Below are 18,569 nucleotides of genomic sequence, written 5' to 3' on the forward strand. Positions count from 1 at the left end.
TCGGCGGTCAGTCGAAGTCCTCGACGCGCCACTCGTCGTGCCAGTCGATCCGGACGCGGTCGTCGTCAAAGCGAATCGGGAGCCAGACATAGTCGGCCACGGCGGTGTCGGCGCCATTCAGTTCATAGAGAGAGGCCTCGACGGCGGGGCTGGGCGCGGGGTCCAGGATTGTCTCGGCGTCGGCGCGCTGCCCGCCCATGGGCCTGAACCGCTCGGCGAAGCCCTGCTGCACCAGGCGGGCGTCACCGTTCCAGGCGGGCAGCCAACGGTCGGCCAACGCGATGTACAGGTCCTGTTTGCCCGGATGCCGGAAGACCGACGAGATCTGCGAACGGTAAGAGGTTCCGGTGATATCACCGGCGTGTGGATCGCCCTGCTCACTCCACGGCCCGTGGTAGCTGGGAGCGGTTGCGACCATGGATGGGTTGGGCAGGTAGCCGGTGGTCCCAGAGGTGATCAAATAGTGGTGCCCTCCCCGCTCGAAGTATGCGGGGGCCTCACGCACGTAGGGAGGTTGCAGCCGGGGGAAGTGGGTGGAGTAGTAGCCGGTGACGTCGGTGTAGTCGGTGGTGAGGTCGGCGCAGATCAGTTCGGAGTGGACCCGTTCGTAGTAGTAGTAGCCCTTGGCGTCGGTGGGGTCCACGACCAGGTCGAAGTCGCCGGCGTTCATGCCCAACGGCTTGAAGTCTCGGTGTGCCATCCGGTAGGGGCCGAGCAGATTGTCCGCAACCAGCACGCTGGAGCGCTGCCCGTGTCGGCTCATGACCTTGACCCAGCATACGAACAATCCCGTCTCCGCATTGAAGACGATGTGTGGACGGTCCAGCTTCGCGGCCGGGTGGAGCGGGGAGGAGGGATCGTCCGGCTCCGGCGGGATGATCAGCCCACAGTCCTCCCAGTTGTACAGATCGGTGGAGCGGTAGGCGCGCACACCCCAGTGCCAGGTGGAACCGTCGGGGGTGGTGCGCTCCTTGTTCTCGCCGTACCAGTAGTAGACGCCGTCGACGACGATGATTGATCCGCCATGGGCCTGGATGCGTTTGCCCTCGGTGTCGTACCAGGGACGTCCGGGAGTGAAGCAGGTGCGGCGACACACACGCCCCGCATCCGGTAGGGACTCCGGGTGAATGGGCGGAAATGCTGCGAGGTGGAAAGGTGACGCATCCGCATCATTCGTGCCGGCCACTGGCGGGGGGTTCGGAACGTTCATGCTCATCGCAGCTCCTTGATGGCAGCACCTATCACGGTCTCGATCCGCTCCCGCAGGCCAGGTGGGGCGAAACGGGGGTCGGGCGTCAACTCGGGGGCGATAGTCGACGGCGGCCGGTCGAGCAGCGGTCGCATGCGACGAGCCAGACCGGCGGAGTCGACGGTGAGGTCCCCGGCGTCCGCCATTACTGCGATGAGCGCCTCCCAGGCGGCGGGGTCGTCCATGAGTTCGCGCACGGTCCGGGGGCGCGGCCGCTCGCGGGCGGGCAGCGGCGCCGCGAAGGCATGATGGCCGGGGCCGATGTCCACGGCCGCAGTGTCCGGTGAGTCGTCGGGCAGGCGGACCGTACCGGTCACGCCAACGGGCAGGTCCGCCGTGAGCTCCAGGACGCCGTTGTGAACCTCCCAACTCACGGCGATCCGACCGTAGGGACTCAGGTGGCTGGTGGCGGCGGAGGTGACGCCGTCGATGGGCGCAGGCGCGATCTCAACGTGCCCCCACCCCGGTACTGCGGGCGACAGTCCCGCCAGGCCCCGGTGCAGCCAGTCGGCGACGGCGCCCAGCGCGTAGTGGTTGAAGCTGGTCATCTCCCCGGGGTTGATGTCCCCGTTAGGCAACATGGAGTCCCAACGCTCCCAGATAGTGGTGGCCCCCATGGTCACCGGGTACAGCCATGATGGGCACTCGGTCTGGAGCAGCAGACGGCCGGCTACGTCGGCGTGCCCGGTGGCGACCAGGGCCGGGATGACCAGCGGGGTGCCGACGAAGCCGGTGGCGATGTGGAATCCTGACAGGCGCACCAGATCGGCCAGGCGTTCCCCAGCGAATGCCCGCTGCTGCGCGGTCGGAAGCAGGCCCCAGCAGATGGCGAGCGCGTAGACGGTCTGGGCGTCGGAGTGGATCCGGCCGGCGGGGGTGACGAAGGCGCGGTTGAAGGCGGCACGTGCTTCATCGGCCAGACGCCGGTAATGCGCTGCGACGACGGCCTCGTTAAGCCTGTCTGCGGTGTCGGCGACGACGCGGGCTGAGCGGGCGAAATAGGCGGTGGCGACCACGTCGGGGTCGGCCTTCGCGTCAGCCGGACGGTCCGGCGGGGCGGTCGGATCCAGCCAGTCGCCGAATTGGAAACCACCAGACCAGATGCGGTCCTCCCCGGCCAGCGCGGCAACGCGGTCCACCCAGGCGCGCATAGAGGGCAGCTGGGCACGCAGCACCTCAGGGTCGCCCGTGGCCTCGTAGACGGCCCAGGGCACCAGGGTGGCGGCGTCTCCCCAGGCGGCAGCTGGAGCATGCTTCACGGTCGGCTCGAAGGTGGGGGTGAAGTGCCGCACGCCTCCGTCCGCGTACTGCTCGGCAGCGAGGTCGATCAGCCAGGACTGCAGGAACGAGGTGGTGTCGAACAGGTAGGCGGCGGTGGGTGCGAAAGCCTGAATGTCTCCGGTCCAGCCGAGCCGTTCGTCGCGCTGGGGGCAGTCGGTGGGGATGGAAACGAAGTTGCCACGTGTCGACCACACGACGTTGTCATGCAGTTGGTTCAGGAGCGGATGGGAGCAGCGGAAGGCGCCGGCCGGTTCCAGGTCGGAGCCGATGATTACCAGTTCGACATCCTGGGCGGCCAAGTCCGGAATACCGGAGACCTCGGCGTAGCGCAGACCGTGGAGGGTGAGCGTGGGCTGGAGAACATGTTCTCCAGCGTCGGGCAGGATCCAGGTGTCGGTGGCGCGTGCCGCTCGCAGGGGGCGGATACCGAGTTCACCGTCCTCGAGGACCTCGGCATGGCGGATGGTGATCTCGGTGCCGGATTCCAGTCCGCGTACGGTCAGGCGGACGACGCCGACGGCGTTCTGTCCGAAGTCGACCAGAGTCTTGCCGCTCGGCGAGTTCCAGACCCGCTGGGCGGGCAGAGCGCCGGTGGGACGGATGCGGGGCGCGACCTGGGGAACGAGCTTTGGAGATGTGGCGCCACGGGCGGCGCCGGACGGGGCGGCGGACACGATCTCAACACGGTGGGCGGATGCGCTGGGGCCCGCCAGGCGCAGGTCCGTACTCTGCCCGTCGTAGAGGTCGTCGGCGACGACGGCGGACTCGGCGGCGGTCCAGGACTCGTCGGTGGCGATGACGGTGTGGGTGCCGTCGGCCGTGGTGAGCTCGAGCTGGGCGGCCAGAGCGAGCCGGTCGCCGTATACCGCCGCGTCACCCAGGTAGCCGAGGTGTCCGCGCCACCAGCCGTTGCCGAGGAGCACATCGACCCGGTTGGTGCCGGGGTGCAGCAATTCGGTGACGTCCCAGGTGACCACTTGGAGCCTGTGGGTGTATGAGGTCCAGCCGGGGTTGAGGACGGAGTCGTCCACACGTACGTCATTGATACGGGGCTCGCAGACGCCGTGGGCGGTGGCCCGTAGACGGGCTGCGAGCAGGCCTTCCGGTACCTCGACCGTCCGGGAGATTACGGGCGCCCGCTCGCCGACGCCGCCGATGTCGACCGGGGCGATGAAGGCGGCCTCCCAGTCAGCCGCATCGAGGAGGGCGGCCTCGACCTCGACCCGGGCGGACCACGGTGACCACGCTGAACCGTCGGCGCTCACGGGCGTTGCGTCTGCCCCGGGTTGCGAGGCGGCTTCCGCGCCGATGGGAACAGCGGCATGACCGACGTCCTCCGTTCTCCCGCGCACGCGGATGCGGACGGTGGCGGATTGGCGGGAGGCCAGCGGCGTCGTCGGCCAGGGCACGAGGATCTGCTCCGCAGATTTGACCGTCACCAGTTCGATTTCGTGCCCCTCCTCTCCTCCGCGGGTGACCTCCACCTCGTATTCCTCCTGACGCCACCCGTCGGGAGCACTGCTGATCCGCCATGACAGGCGCGGCGTAGCGGTTTCGACGGCTAGCAGTCGTGCGGCGGCGCGATGATGCTCGAAGCGCAGGTCGACGACGGACGGGGCGGTGTGAGCGGACATTGCGGAGTCTCCGGAGGGTTTGGTGGATGAATGGGCTGTGGGCGGCAACGTCCTACCCGGTGGTCGTGAGGAGGAACGACCACCGGGTAGGACGTCGGGGTCAGGCGGTGTGTGCCAGGGCTAGGCGCGCCCGGCGGCGGGACCGCTGTTTGACGGGGTCGGCGACGGGCGCCGCCATCTGTAGCCGACGCGTGTACTCGTGCGCCGGTGCCGTGGCTACCTGGTGCGCATCGCCGAGTTCGACTATCCGTCCCTGGTACAGGACGGCGATGCGGTCGCTCACGCGATTGACCACGCCGAGGTCATGGCTGATGAACAGGTAGGCGACGCCAGTGGCCTGCTGTATGTCCTCGAAGAGCGTGAGCACGCGCGCCTGAGTGGTGACGTCCAGGGCGGAGGTGGGCTCGTCACAGATGATCACGGCGGGGTCCAGTGCGAGCGCCCGAGCGATGGCGATACGTTGGCGCTGACCACCGGAGAACTCGCGGGGGTAACGGCCCGCGGTGTCCGCAGGCATGTTGACGGCGTCGAGCAGCTCCAGGACCCGTTTTCGGGAGTTCTCAATGCCGGCGGCCTGCAGGGGCTCGGTGAGAATGTCGCCGATTCGCATGGCGGGGTTCAGTGAGGTGTACGGGTCCTGGAAGACGACCTGGATGTCTCGGGCGATGGCGCGGCGCTCGGCACGGGAGACATTGGAGATGCGTCTGCCGCGGAAGCGGATTTCCCCAGCGGAGACAGGGGCCAGGCCCAGAATGGCACGGCCGATCGTGGTCTTGCCGGAACCGGATTCGCCGACCACGGAAAGGGTCTCGCCTGCGTGCAGGTCAAGGCTGACGCCGTGAATGACGGTGGTCCCCGCGCCCCGCTTGGCACCCGGGAAGGTGACGACGAGTTCATCGACTTCCAGGAGCGGAGTACCGGTGGACGGCGGTTGGGCGTTCGTGCTGGTCATGACTCGACCTCCATGAGTTCGACGCTGAGGGAGGAGGACAGCAGGTCGCGCGTGTACTCCTCGCGGGGGTGGGCGAACAGGGATTCGACGTCCTGAGTCTCGATGATCTCGCCGTCCTTCATGACCGAGACGGTGTCGCACAGGTCGGCGACGACGCCGAGGTTGTGGGTGACGAAGATGAGGGCGAGGCCACGCTGACGAGCCAGTTCACGCAGCAGATCCAGGACCTCGGCCTGTACGGTGACGTCCAGGGCGGTGGTCGGCTCGTCGGCGACGATGACATCCGGGTCGCATGCGAGTGCGCCACAGATGAGCACCCGCTGGGCCATACCGCCGGAGATCTCGTGCGGATACAGGCCCATGACGCGTTCGGCATCGTCGATGCCGACGGAGTGCAGCAGGGAGATGGTCCGCTCCCGTATCTGATCCTTCGACAGGTCGGTAACGGCACGCATGCCGTAGGCGAGTTGCTTCCCGATGGTGAAGGACGGGTCGAGGTTGCTCATGGGCTCCTGAGGCACGTAGGCGACCTTGTGTCCGCGGGTGGTCTGCATGGCGCCCTCGTCGGCAAGCACGTCGACGCCGTCGATCATGATCGTGCCGCCCAGTTTGAGCGCCTCCTTGGGGAGGATGCCCAGCACGGAGAAGGCGATCTGTGACTTGCCGGATCCAGACTCCCCGACGAGCCCGTGAATCTCTCCCTTGTGCACATCCAAATCGATACCGTGGACGACCTCCCGGAAACCACTGTCGGTGGTGTAGCCGACGCGCAGACCGCGGATGGAAACGGCGGCCTGCGGGTCCGGGGCGGCGACGACGTCGTCCCGGTGAGCGGCGATGGTGACCTCCAGCGCATCGCGGCGCTGGCGGCGGGTGACGACGCGCGCCCGGGCGGAGGCCTGAAGCGCATCGGACAGGGCATTACCCAGGAGGATGAGGGCGAGGATGGTCACCGAAATGACCAGAGCCGGCCAGAGGACGGCGACGGGGTTGTTGTAGATGCCGTTGAAGGAGACCTGGAGCATGACGCCCCAGGAGACGCCGGCCGGATCGCCGAGCCCGAGGAACGACATTCCCGCCTCGGTGCCGATGCCGGAGGCGAGGATGAAGGCGCCCTGGATGACGATGGGGGCGCGCACGGCCCACAGGATGTGGCGACCGATGATGCGGGCGTCGGACAGCCCGACAACGCGGGCCGCGTCGACGTAGAGCTCGTTGCGTACCGAGACGACCACAGAGCGCACCAGGCGGTAGTAGGTCGGCGCGGTCAGCAGGCCGAAGACGGCCATCATGACCGGGATGTTCGGGCCGGTGACCGCGTACAAGGCGATGAGCAGGATGATGGAGGGCAACGACATCAGCACGTCGGTGACAAAGCCGGCCACGGTTTCGAAGCGGCCGCGGTAGAAGCCGGCCACGAGTCCGCTGCTCACGCCCACCAGTAGGGAGACGCCGAGCATCAGCAGGCAGGAGATGACGGTCTGCCGGGACCCCCAGATGAGGCGGGAGAGGATGTCACGTCCCGAGCCGTCACCGCCGAGCGGGTGCCCGGGGGTACCTGGCGCGGCGTTGGTGGCTGCGAGGTCGGTGACGTTCGGACCGTACCGAGCCAGCAGCGGGGCGAAGACGGCGGTGAGGACGACCGCTGCCACAATGAGTAGACAAATGTCCGCGAGGGGGTTGCGCAGGAGTCGGAGTAATACGCTGCTATCCGCGCTCTCTCTGCCATCGCCGCCGGACGTGTCTGTAACAGTATCTGAGACGTTTGTTTCGGTTGTGGGAGTGGTTGGCGTGCTCATCGTGTTCTCGCCTTCGGGTTGAGGAGGGTGATCGCCAGGTCGCCCAGGAAGTTGACGACCAGTACGATGACAGCGGTGACCAGGACGGTCCCCATGACCATGGGTACGTCGAATATCTGCGCCGAGGAGTTGGCGAGCTGTCCCAGACCCGGGAGGGCGAAGACCTGCTCGATGAATACCGCCCCGCCCAGGAGGGAGAAGACGGTGAGGCTGAGGACGGTCAGCCCCGGTGCGGCGGCGTTGCGCAGCACGTGGCGGAAGACGACGGCTCGCTCGCTCACGCCGCGGGCGCGCAACGTGCGCACGTAGTCCTTACCGAGCTGATCGAGGGTGGCGGTTCGGAACTGCTGAGCAGCGCTGGACACGGCACCGATGAGCAGGGCAAACACGGGCAGGGTGATGGACGCGGCCCACCCTCCCAGAGAAACGTCCGGGGATACATAGCCGGTGGCGGGCAGCACCCGCCAGAAGATCGCGAACAGGAATACCAAGACGATCGAGGTGATGAATGAGGGCACCGCAGTTCCGAGGATTGAAAGGAATTGGAGGACCCGGTCGATCCGACCGCCCTTGACCGCCGCGGTGACTCCCAGCAGTACGCTGAGCAGCGCCGTGAGGACGAGGGCGACAGCGGTGATGGCCAGGGTGAAGGGCACGCGCGTGGCCAGGGCCTCGGTCACGGACTGACCGGTGTAGAACGAGCGGCCGAGGTCTCCGGTGAACAGCCCCTGCACCCAATGCCCGTACTGAACCAGGAGGGGTTGGTCGAGCCCTAGTTCGACCATCTTGGCGGCCACATTCTCTTCGGTGACTTCGGCCTGCATCCCCATGACGGCGCGGGCGATGCCCGGGCCGTTGCCGTACATGAGGAAGAAGACCACGAAGGTGACGACCGCGAGCACGACCACCGATCGCAGCAGGTTCCTCCATACCGAGGTAAGCATGATCAATACTTCCTGTCTGGTTTTCAGCCTGTGCGGCGATTCACTGGAAGTCGCGGAGCTTGGGGGCCAGGCCCTCAAGGTCGGAGACGTTGTCGATCACGACGTCGGCGGTGTGGGCGTAGAAGGAGGTCGGGTTGACCATGGGGGCGAACCAGGCCTGGTCGATGATGTACTGGTTGATGGCCTTCTGCGCGGCCTCGGCCTCCTCGTCGGTGCCGGTGCAGATGATGTCCCACTGTTCGTCGACGTACTCGTCCTTCTGATGCTCAAGATTCCAGTAGCCGGTGTCGCGTACCACGATGTCGATGTCCTGGACAGAGTCGCCGATATTGCCCAACTGCCACAGCACCACCGGGTAAGTACCCGAGAGCAGGTCACCGATGGCGTTGGCTCCGGTTAGCGGCACCTGTTTGACGGTGATGTTCAGTTCGGCGAGCTGCTGGGTCACGTAGGGCATGAGCACGTCGTGGTTCTGGCCATCCATGGTGGGTAGCTCAAGCTCGAAACCCTCGGCGTAGCCCGCCTCGACCATGAGGGACTTGGCCTTGTCTACGTCGAAGGGGTACGGGTCGGCGAGGTCATCTAGGTATGCAGTGGAACCGGGGCGGAAGATCTGGTGCGAGACCTCACCGTGGCCTGCGTACAGGTTGTCGACCATGGCCTGCTTGTCGAAGACCATGTTGATGGCCTGGCGGACACGGACGTCTCCGAGGGCGGGGATGATCTCTCCGTTGTGGTCGGTCAGCAGCAGCCGGGTGGTCTGACCGTTCATTTCCTTGACCTCGAACCCGGAACTGGTGACCTCGTCGTAGGACTGGGCGTTAACCAGGGTGCCGTCGATCTGACCGGTCTTGAGGGCGTTCAGCGCGGCGGTCTCGGAGGCGTACACCTTGCAGACGAGCTTGGCGTAGGGGTAGGCGTCGGCTTCCCAGTACTCCTCGTTCTTGGTGAAGGAGTACACGGATCCGCGGGTGGTTCCTGCCTCATCAAGCAGATAGGGGCCGAATCCCACGGGCTTGTCGTTCAGGTTGCCGGAGTCGATCAAATCGGGCGAGGTGAGTTTGACCCGGGAGACTCGGTCATTCATGAGGGGCTGCGGCTCGGGCCAGGTGAGCGTGATGGTCTGGGCATCAGGAACATCGAAGGTGATGCCCTCGTACAGGCTGCGCGTGGCCTCATTGGTAGCGGCGAACTCGAAGTTCGCTCTGACGGCCTCGGCGTCAGCTGTAGCACCGTCGGAGAAGGTGGTGCCCTGGCGCAGGTGCGCCGTGAAGCTCCTGCGGTCGTCGCTGATCTCCCAGGATTCAGCCAGGCTGGGCTCGAGCTCGCCGAACTCGTTCGGACGGCACACCAGCCCCCAAATCGCCTCTCCCGGCCAGCCCTGATAACCGGGTTGATTGTTGGGATCCCAGCCTTCGATATCGGCGGTCATGCCAAGGGTGAGAGTGTCCTTGGCGCCTCCGGAGGCCGCACCGCCGCCGGTATTGTTGGCTCCTCCGGTGCAGGCGGTGAGTATCGCACCGATAGTAACAGCAGCGGAGCCGGTGAGCATGGAGCGACGGTTGACGAGTCGCATGATGTCCTCCCTTGGACGGATGGGATACGAACTCCTGGCCGAGTCGGCGTCGACTGTCGGCCGGAACCTTGCACAACCGGACTGTGCAACGTTCTACGACGACGATAGAACCTCCGAAGACGGTTGTCAAGGAGATGGTCTCGCGACGCAACATACACGAGAGTCGGCCACTCAAGCCCCCAGACCTGCCATCTCGCGCAACGACCGCGACAGCCACGCCACCATCTCACGCTATGTAGAACGGTGCACTACATCTAGAATGCCCACGTGTCCGCATCTCCCTTACCATCAGGCCAGTCGGAGCCCCGCAAGCGCGCCACCATCAAGGATGTTGCGGCCGAGGCCGGGGTTTCGGTCGCCGCCGTCTCAAAAGTGCTCCGGAACGCCTACGGTGTCTCCGACCAAATGCGGCAGCGGGTAGAGGCAGCGATTGAGAAACTGGACTACCGCCCACGCACCGGAGCTCGCACCATGCGTGGCAGCTCGCAGACGATCGGTCTGGTGCTGACCGACTTCGCCTCACCCTTCCAATTCGAGGTGGCCGAGGCCATCGCCTCTCGACTCAACGAGACCCAGTACCAGGACATCCTGACAATCGCCGGCACTTCACCTGAAGGCTACCGCAGACGCATCGATTCGCTTGTGGATCTGCAAGTCGACGGCATCATTCTGATCTCCCCCAGGCTCGACATGGCGTCTCTCAATCGACTGGCCAAGACCATGCCCCTGACCACGGTGGCGCTCCACGGGGAGCCGGAACTCTTCGACACCGTCGTCACCGACGAGCATCATGGCGCACAGCTCATGGTCGACCACTTGGTGTCGCTGGGACATGAGTGGATCGCTCACACCGCCATGCCGCTCTCCAGCGTTGAGAACGGTTATCTACTGTCGCAAACGATGAGGCGCCGAGGATTCGTCCGAGCGATGGAAAACCACGGGCTCACCCCGGACGTAATTGAGACCTACTACTCGGAAGCCGGGGGACGTGACGCCGCCGAACGTGCACTCACACGACGGCATCGCCCTACCGCCATATTCGCCGGAACCGACGCCGTCGCCTTCGGAGTACTTGATTATATCGAAGAACAAGGCCTGACCGTCCCCGGGGACATGAGCGTGAGTGGCTACGACAATGTCCACACCACGGCCTTGCGGCGCGTCTCATTGACCACCATCGACCAATCGGGGGAGCAGACCGGCAAAGCAGCGATCGACCTACTGTTGGAACGGATCAACGGGCGCGCTGAGCCGACCCGGCGCATCATCGAGCCCACGTTGGTGACTCGTAGCACAACCGCGCCTCCCCCTGCCCGCCGGTGACGCCTCGCCGGGGCCATCCTGTTCTCGCGCGCGGCAGCCCCGACCTGCGACACCCACAGCACGGCCCGGAGGCGTGCGAACGACCTCGGCACGCCTCCGGACCGGACGCAGTCAGGCGCGTCGTCGAGCCACCAATAGCGCGCCGAGCGCGAGAACGGATACAGCACCTGCCATCAGCGCTACTGCCGGTACACCGGTCCGGGCCAATGTCTTCGCCGAGCCACTCGCCGCAGATGGCGTCGGGGTCGCCGACACCGCGGCGCCGGGCACTGTCGCGCTCGCAGTCACTGCGGTACTCGGCGCGATGGTGGAGGCCGACTGCACTGCGGGGCGGGTCGCGAGCGGCGTAGGCGCCGCATCGGTGGCCGAGGGTGTCGACATCGGAGTCGGGTCCGACTGGCCCCCGGTTTCCCGCACAACCACGCGGACCCGGGCGAGGTTCTGCACCTGGGCGAAAGAATCGGAGTTTTCTGCGGCAGCCGACGTCGCCCGCACGGTGACCCAGTAGGCACCCGGCTCAGCAAATACGTGCTCGACACTCGCACGTACGTTTTCCTCGGACGTCTGCATGGCCTCGACGTAATCACCGGTTCCGGTGAACTCCCAGTCGATACGGACCACCTCTCCTGCGGACGCCGGCATATCGGCACTCACCTCGAATCGGACCGGTTGCCCGACTTCAGCAGTGGTGGTGTCGGCAGCAAGAGTCACCACGGGCTGCACACCCGCCCGCTCCGCCGCTGTGGACGGCAGGACGACCTGACCGCCGGCAACGGTGTATGAGGTGGAAGACGCCGGCTCGACGTCTTCCTCCACCCACGCCACCAGTTCACGCAGGGCTCGTTGCACCATGGGATCGTAGGAGACGATCCGGGTCGACTTCTCGCCGGTTACCGGGCCTTCAAGGTGATCGGCGTTCTCGTTTACGTAGATCCGCAACCGTTCATCCACCCCGGCATCGCCCTGGGCTGAACGCACGCGCTCGACATACCAGGGAGCGTGCCAGGTGTAGGCGTCGACGTCCTGCAAGTTCGACATCAGAATGACTTTCCCCTGGAACAGGCCCGAGTAGGTGGCACCACCCGAGATTGAACTCGCCATCATGCCTGCAATGCGCGACTGCCGCTGCGGATAGAGCGGCTCACCGGCGTCGTCGTAAAAGCGGTTGTATACCGTGAAGCCCTCCTCCTGGGGCGGAAGTTGGTGGCGGTAATAAGAGCGCACCGCTATCGACCAGCGGTTGTCGGCAGCGATCTGTATACCTTCCGCCAGCGCCGCCAACGCCGCCGCATCGCTCCCCTCATCCAGGTGAATGCGTCCGGTTGTAGCGTCGAGCGTGCCGACAAGCTCTCCCACGGGGGCGCCATCGTTATCCAGTACCTGCATGTCGAGGCCTTCATCCAAGGCACCAGCGGGAAAACCCTCCGTCATGAGCGCGGCCGGGGACCCGGCACCGTCGCGCTCCACAGCAGTGACGGAAAGAGTCGTATCCACCAGTGCCGCTCTGACGACTTCACCCAACGGGGAGTCTTCGGTGCCGAGGTAGCCGGACTCATTCCAGAAATCGTCGGCGTAGGTCGGGTCCATCCTCTTCACCATTGCGACATAACCGAGCAGACCGTCATCGAAGCTGTAGCCAAGAAGGTAGTCGGGGTCCTCCCAGCCCTCGAGCTGGACGCCCAGGGCAGTCATCTCCTCCAGCATCAGGGTCTGCGCATCGTTCAGACCGGCGTACGGATCGGAGCCGTTGAGTACGGCGCCGGAAATCTGCTGGCGCACGTCACCGAGAACCAATCTTCCCATCGCGCGGATGAAGAAGTTATTGGGGATGGACACGGGCGTGCCCATTACCGTGGGGACAAAGCCGTCCCAGACGCCGGTGGTGTTTTCGACGGCACCGACGGTCTGGAAGGAACCACCAGAGGGCCCATACAGGTAGCCGTAGATATGGCGCCCATCGTCGCCGTAGTAGGAGGCGGCGATCTCACGGGACACTTTGGCGGCCGCCGCCGCGTGCCTGTAGCCGCTTGAGCCGGAGGCTTGGACGGTGTATCCGCCGGAGTTAACACCGAACAGGATCGTCTCATCCGCGGCGTTCTCATCGGTGAGCGGGTAGGTGTATTGGAAGAAGCGGCCCTGCCACTGCCCAGCGGGAGGCAGGTAAACGGCGAACCGCGATGACGTCCCCTCGAAGTAGCCCCGCACAATGTGCAACGTTGTCGGCGAGGTAACATCCTCCTCCGATTCGATGACGGCATCGGCGTAGGTAGCGTCGAGGCACTCGGCAGTGACAATAACCGCACCCGTAGTCGAAGTAGCACACAACTCGCCACTCCCCAGAGGCGCCGCGGCGGCGCGGGCGACCGGCATACCGCCGGCCATCAACGACAATGCGCAACACAGGAATGCCCCCAGCCACAGCAGACGCCCCGGTGGCGCAATCATGCGGCGTATCCCTCTACGCCAGCCGCCCCAGAGCGGGCGACGCCGTCGCGACGATGTCGGTCGTAGTTGAGAGGGCGGCATTGGCTTCTCTGTCATTGGTCTTCCTTCATGCAATCACCCCGCCGGGTGGCCCTAGACGCGCACACCGTCATCGACGGCGCGAACCGTGAACGGTCGACCCGGAGGAGGCACCAGCGCCCCTTCAGTTGTTCGTAGACCGTTCTACATACGGAAGGTAGACCGTCCGTGCGATACTGTCAACACCTAGGGCATGCGTCAACCGCAAGTGACGGGAGCACCATCGCTAGCGATCCCGATTTATCTCCGGCGCCACCTGCTTACTATCTGCCGCCCGCATCGATTCTTCGCCACAGGACCGACCGGCCGCCCGTGGACAAGCTGCGATCTCCTCGAGTCAAGTCTCTTGATGTGGCGTAGACCTGGTTATGCGGTGATGGCCGTGACGGGGAACAGTGCGCGCTCGCGCCGTAGCCCGCCGCATTGCACACTTCTCCTCAGAGTCCGATCTCACAATCCGCACGATTCCGCGGTTCTACTGAGACCGCCAGCAGCCATGAGCCGCCTCCAGTGTGCAACGAGGCGCCCGTTGCACACTGGAGCCACACCACCCAACTCCAACCCAACCGACAATTCCGCATAATACCAACGAAAACTCAGTATCGGGTGGGTTCACCCCAACGACTATTGCGTGCAAGAACACCTGCCAATTCAGTTGCAGCGCACCCGCACCGCCTCCGCTACCGACCATCGAGTTCGCCTACGCCGGGCGCCCCAGCAGAGCTCGGGCCGTGGACGCCCGCGTGCAGATCTCTCCCGGCGTCGCCTTGCTTCCGACTCCCGGGCAGGCGGTGTGGGCGCAGCAGCGCGAGGTTGGCCTGGCCCGCTGTGTCGCTGCCGTTCACTCAGCCAGATCCGCGGTCGTACTCACCCATGAGGCCGCGGCACTCGTACACGGCCTGTGGCTGCGTCGCGGCGAAACCGATATTCGCATCGCGGTACCTACGAATCCCAAGCGTGCCCGACAACCGTTGGCTCCCATCGACTTCGCGGATGCGAGCCTTCCACACCCTTCCGGGCCGGGTCGTGCCGTCAGTCTGAGACGCCGTCGCTCCCGCCTGCGGCCCGAAGATGTGGAGGTGGTCAACGGGCTACCGGTCACGACCCTGCTGAGAACGGCGGTCGACTGTGCCTTCGACCTGCCTGCGCGCGAGTCGATCACGATCGTCGATTCGGCCATGCGGGCGCTGTGCCGCCCCGATCGCTTCAACCCGCAGCAGGCCCAGTCCCGGTGGGAGCACGTTCGCCCCCAGTTGCTGGCGGCGGTGGAGGCCGAAGGACCACGGCGGGGAGCGGTGCGCGCCCGCGCCGTCGTCGCCATGGCGAGCCCCTTCTCGGAGTCACCCGGTGAAAGCCTGACCCGGCGGCTGGTTGTGGCACTCGGGCTGCCGCCACCGGAGCTGCAATACGAAATCCTGCTCGGAGCCGGCGGCCGGCGCTTCCTCGACCTCGCCTGGTCGGATCTGCGGTTGGCGATCGAGTTCGACGGCCGCAGCAAGTACAGCGTGAATGACGACGTCTGGGAGGAGAAGCTCCGGCAGGACGCCATCGGCGCCATGGGCTGATCGTTCATGCGAGTGACGTACGCAGACCTCAATGACGAGGCCCGACTGACGTCAAGAGTCATGGCGCACATGCCGCCAAGCGTGACGCTGCACGCCCGCCGCGTTCCCGGCCTGTGGGAGTAGTGCGGCTCGAGTTTCAAGCACGGCGAACACCCGCACGGGTGAAGGTCGATCTCGGGACGAAAAGGACGTGTTCGCCCGTTCAGGGTCGCGCCCGGGATGAGGACGACGTGCTCTAGCGTCCAAGCGGGGCCGTTCTGAGGCTTGCGACGGCGTTCTCGAGCCGAAGGGGACGCGTTCGCCCGCCCAAGGTCGTCCTCGGGTCTGCCGGTTGCCTTCGACGCGCGCCTCGGACACCGCTTGCCGGGCTGCCGCCAACCAGGAGGCCCGCGGGGCGACCCCCATTGCCGCCCATCACCCCCTATTGCCGCCCATTGACTCAGCCCCACCCCTCCAATTAACCTTTGAGTCGTTTCAACGCCCGCCCCACGTCACCGCAGACGGAGCCACACCGTGTCAACGCAGACAACACCAACACCTCACGCACCGCAGCAGCCCGCCACCGCGCCCCAGCCCCCGTCTCCCCCGGCGCCGGGCCCACTCCCCGAGGTCTCAGTCTCCAAGCCCGACGGCGTCCTCCCATCTGCCCGGCCCGCCGTCCCCGAGCCCGCCATTACCGCTGCCGCCCTGCCCGACCCCGTAGGCGAACTGGCCGCCCCCACTCACCTCAAGTTCGAGCAATACCTCCCCGGGGATGTCCTGGGCGGTGCCGCTCCCGCGCCGCGCCTGTCCTGGGAGATCGCCACCGCACCCGCCGGCTGGACCCCCACCGACGCCGAGGTCGAGCTCACCCGCACCGACCCGGCCGGGATCCCGATCGCCACCCCTGAAACTCTTCCCCTGGCCACAGCCGACGGCGTCCTGACCGACTGGCCCGCCGCCCCGCTCGTCTCCCGCGAGCGCGTGGTGGTGCGGGTGCGCGTGACCGGCAGCGTCGCCGTGGCCGCCTCCGCCACCGCGCCGTCGACGGCGGTGCCCGCCACCACCGAATGGTCCGAGCCGGTTGTCTACGAGGCCGGCCTGCTGGATGCCGCCGACTGGGAGGCGCTGCCCGTCGGCCCCGCCTGGCCGGAGAACCCGGAGAGCGACCGCCGCCCGCCGCGCGTGCGCCACGAGTTCACGGTCGACCGCCCGGTGGTGGCCGCCCGCGCCTACGTCAGCGCCCACGGCCTGATCCGCGCCGAGCTCGACGGCGGCCGCGTCGGCACCGACGAGCTGGTGCCCGGCTGGACCGTATACGGGCAGCGCCTGGTGGCCCGCGCCTACGACGTCACCGCTCAACTGCTGGACTCATCCCCCGCCGGCGACGGCGTCGGCCGCCACGCGCTCGGCGCGCAGCTGGCCGACGGCTGGTACCGCGGACACATCGGCTTCGACGGCGGCTACCGCAACCTGTATGGCGACGACGTCGCCGCCATCATTCAGCTCGAGCTCACCCACGCAGACGGCACCCGCACCACGGTCGCCACCGGCCCGGACTGGCGGGCGGGCGCCGGCGAGATCCTGTTCACCGGCCTGTACGAGGGCGAGACGGTGGACGCCCGTCTGCTCACTCCGGGCTGGTCGGCGCCCGGATTCGACGACGCCGAATGGTCGCCGGTGGCCGTGGGCGCCTCGGACGCCGAGCAGCTGATCATGCCGTTGGATGCCCCGGTGCGCGCGCAGGAGACGCTGCTTCCGGTGGCGGTCACGGTGCAGGAGCGGCAGGTGATGTCGATCGGGGAGGCGGAGATCGAGACCGCCCCGGAGCGCGTGCTGATCGACTTCGGGCAGAACCTGTCCGGCCGCCTGCGCATCCGCGTGGCCGGCCCGGCGGGCACCACCATCACCCTGCGGCACGCCGAGGTGCTGGAGGACGGTCGGCTGGGTACGCGCCCGCTGCGCGGTGCCGCCGCCACCGACCGCTTCACGCTGGCCGGCGACGGCGTGGAGGAGTGGGAGCCCGCCTTCACCATCCACGGCTTCCGCTACGCGGACGTGGCCGGCTGGCCGGGTGGGGCGGCGGCCGCCAAGCGGGACATTGAGGCCGGGGCGATCACCGCCGTCGTCGTACACACCTCCATGGAACGGCTGGGCGCCTTCGACTGCTCGGACGCGCGCGTGAACCGCCTGCACGAGAACTCGCGGTGGTCCATGCGGGACAACTTCGTCGCCCTGCCCACCGACTGCCCGCAGCGCGACGAGCGCCTGGGCTGGACCGGCGACATCCAGGCCTTCGCCCCCACCGCAGCCTTCCACTACGGCTGCACCGGGCTGCTGTCCTCCTGGCTGGCGGACCTGGCGCTCGAGCAGGCCGCGCACGGCACCGTCACCTGGTACGTGCCCGTGATCCCGGGCGGGCTCTGGACCCCGCCGCGGCCGGCGGCCGTGTGGGGCGACGCCGCCACCGTGGTGCCGTGGGAGCTGTTCCGGGCCACCGGCGACCGCGGCCTGCTGGCCCAGCAGTACGACTCCGCCAAGGCCTGGGTGGACCTGGTGGACTCCCTGTCCGCGGACGATCACGTGTGGGACTCCGGCATGCAGCTGGGCGACTGGCTGGACCCCTCCGCCCCGCCGGACAACCCCATGCAGGCAATGACCGACCCCTACCTGGTGGCCACCGCCTTCTTCGCCCAGTCGGCCCGGATCGTCGCCCGCTGGGCGGCCGTCCTCGGCAAGAACGACGACGCCGCTCGCTACACCGCCCTGGCGGAGGCGATCGGGGAGGGCTTCCGCGCCCGCTTCACCGACGGCGCCGGGCACATGACCTCCGACACGCAGACCGCCTACGCCCTGGCGATCACCTTCGACCTGACCGGTTCGGAGGAGCACCGCCAGGTGGCCGGGGATCGGCTGGCCGAGCTGGTGGAGGCCTCCGGCGGGCATGTGTCCACGGGCTTCGCGGGCACGCCCGTGCTCACCGGGGCGCTGACGGCGACCGGTCACGCCGACGCCGCCTACCGGCTGCTGCTGACGACCTCCTGCCCGAGCTGGCTGTACACGGTCACCATGGGGGCCACCACCACCTGGGAGCGTTGGGACTCCATGCTGCCGGACGGGACCATCAACCCCGGCGACATGACCAGTTTCAACCACTATGCCCTGGGGGCGGTCGCGGCCTGGCTGCAGCGCAGTGTCGCGGGCCTGGCGCCGGCCGAGCCCGGCTACCGGGTGATCGAGGTGGCCCCGGCACCGGGCGGGGGCCTGACCCACGCCGAGTCCATGCACCGCACCCCCTACGGCTGGGCGGTCTCCTCCTGGCGCCTGGTGGACGAGTCCGGCCGCGAGGTCACGCCGCAGGCGGCCGCCGCCGGCCAGGGCCGCCTGGAACTCGACGTCGTCGTCCCCGTCGGGGCACGGGCGCGGGTGACCCTGCCGGGACGCGAGGGGGAGCCGCCCCTCGAACTGTCCCACGGCCGCCACCACCTGGTGGCCTGAGGTCCTGCCGTCATGCGAACGCACGGCGAGTCGACGTCCCCCGGAGCCCACCCCGCCTCCACGCCGATCGCGGTCCCGCAGGGCGGGCCCGGTCCCGTCGTCGACGCGCCTTGCGGGGCGGTGCGCGGGGTGTGGCGCAGCATTGCATCCGCCCGCGGCGACGGCGCGGCCACCGGCACCGGCGGGCCCGGCCGGGCCGTCACCGACCGGGCGGGGGCCGTCGCCGACCGGGCGGGGGCCGTCGCC

At 67.3% G+C, this 18,569-nt stretch carries 11 protein-coding genes; 4 read left to right on the top strand and 7 right to left on the bottom strand.

Annotated elements, in window-relative coordinates:
• Positions 1–7 precede the first annotated feature (7 nt).
• The 6 genes from BN1056_RS00235 to BN1056_RS00260 all read right to left on the bottom strand — a co-directional run bounded on the left by BN1056_RS00235 (position 8) and on the right by BN1056_RS00260 (position 9,435).
• Positions 8–1,216 (bottom strand): family 43 glycosylhydrolase, encoded by a 1,209-nt coding sequence (locus tag BN1056_RS00235; protein ID WP_210578158.1) that lies wholly within the window; start codon positions 1,214–1,216, stop codon positions 8–10.
• Positions 1,213–4,164, bottom strand: coding sequence for an alpha-L-rhamnosidase (locus BN1056_RS00240; RefSeq protein ID WP_210578159.1), 2,952 nt, complete (start codon positions 4,162–4,164; stop codon positions 1,213–1,215). The genes BN1056_RS00235 and BN1056_RS00240 overlap by 4 nt, the downstream gene beginning before the upstream one ends.
• A 100-nt stretch (positions 4,165–4,264) precedes the next feature.
• A complete protein-coding gene (locus BN1056_RS00245; RefSeq protein ID WP_073329026.1) occupies positions 4,265–5,116 on the bottom strand; it encodes an ABC transporter ATP-binding protein in 852 nt (283 codons plus the stop codon).
• Positions 5,113–6,915 carry a dipeptide/oligopeptide/nickel ABC transporter permease/ATP-binding protein gene (locus BN1056_RS00250; RefSeq protein WP_210578160.1) on the bottom strand — a complete coding sequence of 601 codons (1,803 nt, stop codon included), beginning with the start codon at positions 6,913–6,915 and terminating at the stop codon, positions 5,113–5,115. Before BN1056_RS00250 ends, BN1056_RS00245 begins: the two co-directional genes overlap by 4 nt.
• The gene (locus BN1056_RS00255) at positions 6,912–7,859 is read right to left on the bottom strand and encodes an ABC transporter permease (RefSeq protein ID WP_210578161.1); all 948 of its coding nucleotides are present in this window, start codon (positions 7,857–7,859) and stop codon (positions 6,912–6,914) included. Before BN1056_RS00255 ends, BN1056_RS00250 begins: the two co-directional genes overlap by 4 nt.
• 40 nt (positions 7,860–7,899) lie before the next feature.
• Positions 7,900–9,435 carry an ABC transporter substrate-binding protein gene (locus tag BN1056_RS00260; protein WP_210578162.1) on the bottom strand — a complete coding sequence of 512 codons (1,536 nt, stop codon included), beginning with the start codon at positions 9,433–9,435 and terminating at the stop codon, positions 7,900–7,902.
• 267 nt (positions 9,436–9,702) lie between these two features.
• On the opposite strand from BN1056_RS00260, the gene BN1056_RS00265 reads away from it, so the two are divergent.
• Complete coding sequence (locus tag BN1056_RS00265; RefSeq protein ID WP_210578163.1) at positions 9,703–10,758, top strand: LacI family DNA-binding transcriptional regulator; 1,056 nt, start codon at positions 9,703–9,705, stop codon at positions 10,756–10,758.
• 111 nt (positions 10,759–10,869) lie between these two features.
• On the opposite strand, the gene BN1056_RS00270 is transcribed toward BN1056_RS00265, so the two are convergent.
• Positions 10,870–13,203, bottom strand: a complete 2,334-nt coding sequence (locus BN1056_RS00270) for a PKD domain-containing protein (RefSeq protein ID WP_210578165.1) — start codon at positions 13,201–13,203, stop codon at positions 10,870–10,872.
• 821 nt (positions 13,204–14,024) lie between these two features.
• Between BN1056_RS00270 and BN1056_RS00275 the strand changes: the two genes are divergently transcribed.
• From BN1056_RS00275 to BN1056_RS00285, 3 genes are all read left to right on the top strand, one after another.
• Positions 14,025–14,846 carry a hypothetical protein gene (locus BN1056_RS00275; RefSeq protein WP_210578167.1) on the top strand — a complete coding sequence of 274 codons (822 nt, stop codon included), beginning with the start codon at positions 14,025–14,027 and terminating at the stop codon, positions 14,844–14,846.
• Positions 14,847–15,359: 513 nt separating this feature from the next.
• The gene (locus BN1056_RS00280) at positions 15,360–18,323 is read left to right on the top strand and encodes an alpha-L-rhamnosidase (RefSeq protein WP_210578169.1); all 2,964 of its coding nucleotides are present in this window, start codon (positions 15,360–15,362) and stop codon (positions 18,321–18,323) included.
• A gap of 12 nt (positions 18,324–18,335) precedes the next feature.
• Positions 18,336–18,569: hypothetical protein (locus BN1056_RS00285; protein ID WP_210578175.1), on the top strand; the 234-nt coding region annotated here is incomplete at its 3' end.

It is taken from the genome of Actinomyces succiniciruminis, from assembly GCF_900002405.1.
GTDB classification, from domain to species: domain Bacteria; phylum Actinomycetota; class Actinomycetes; order Actinomycetales; family Actinomycetaceae; genus Actinomyces; species Actinomyces succiniciruminis.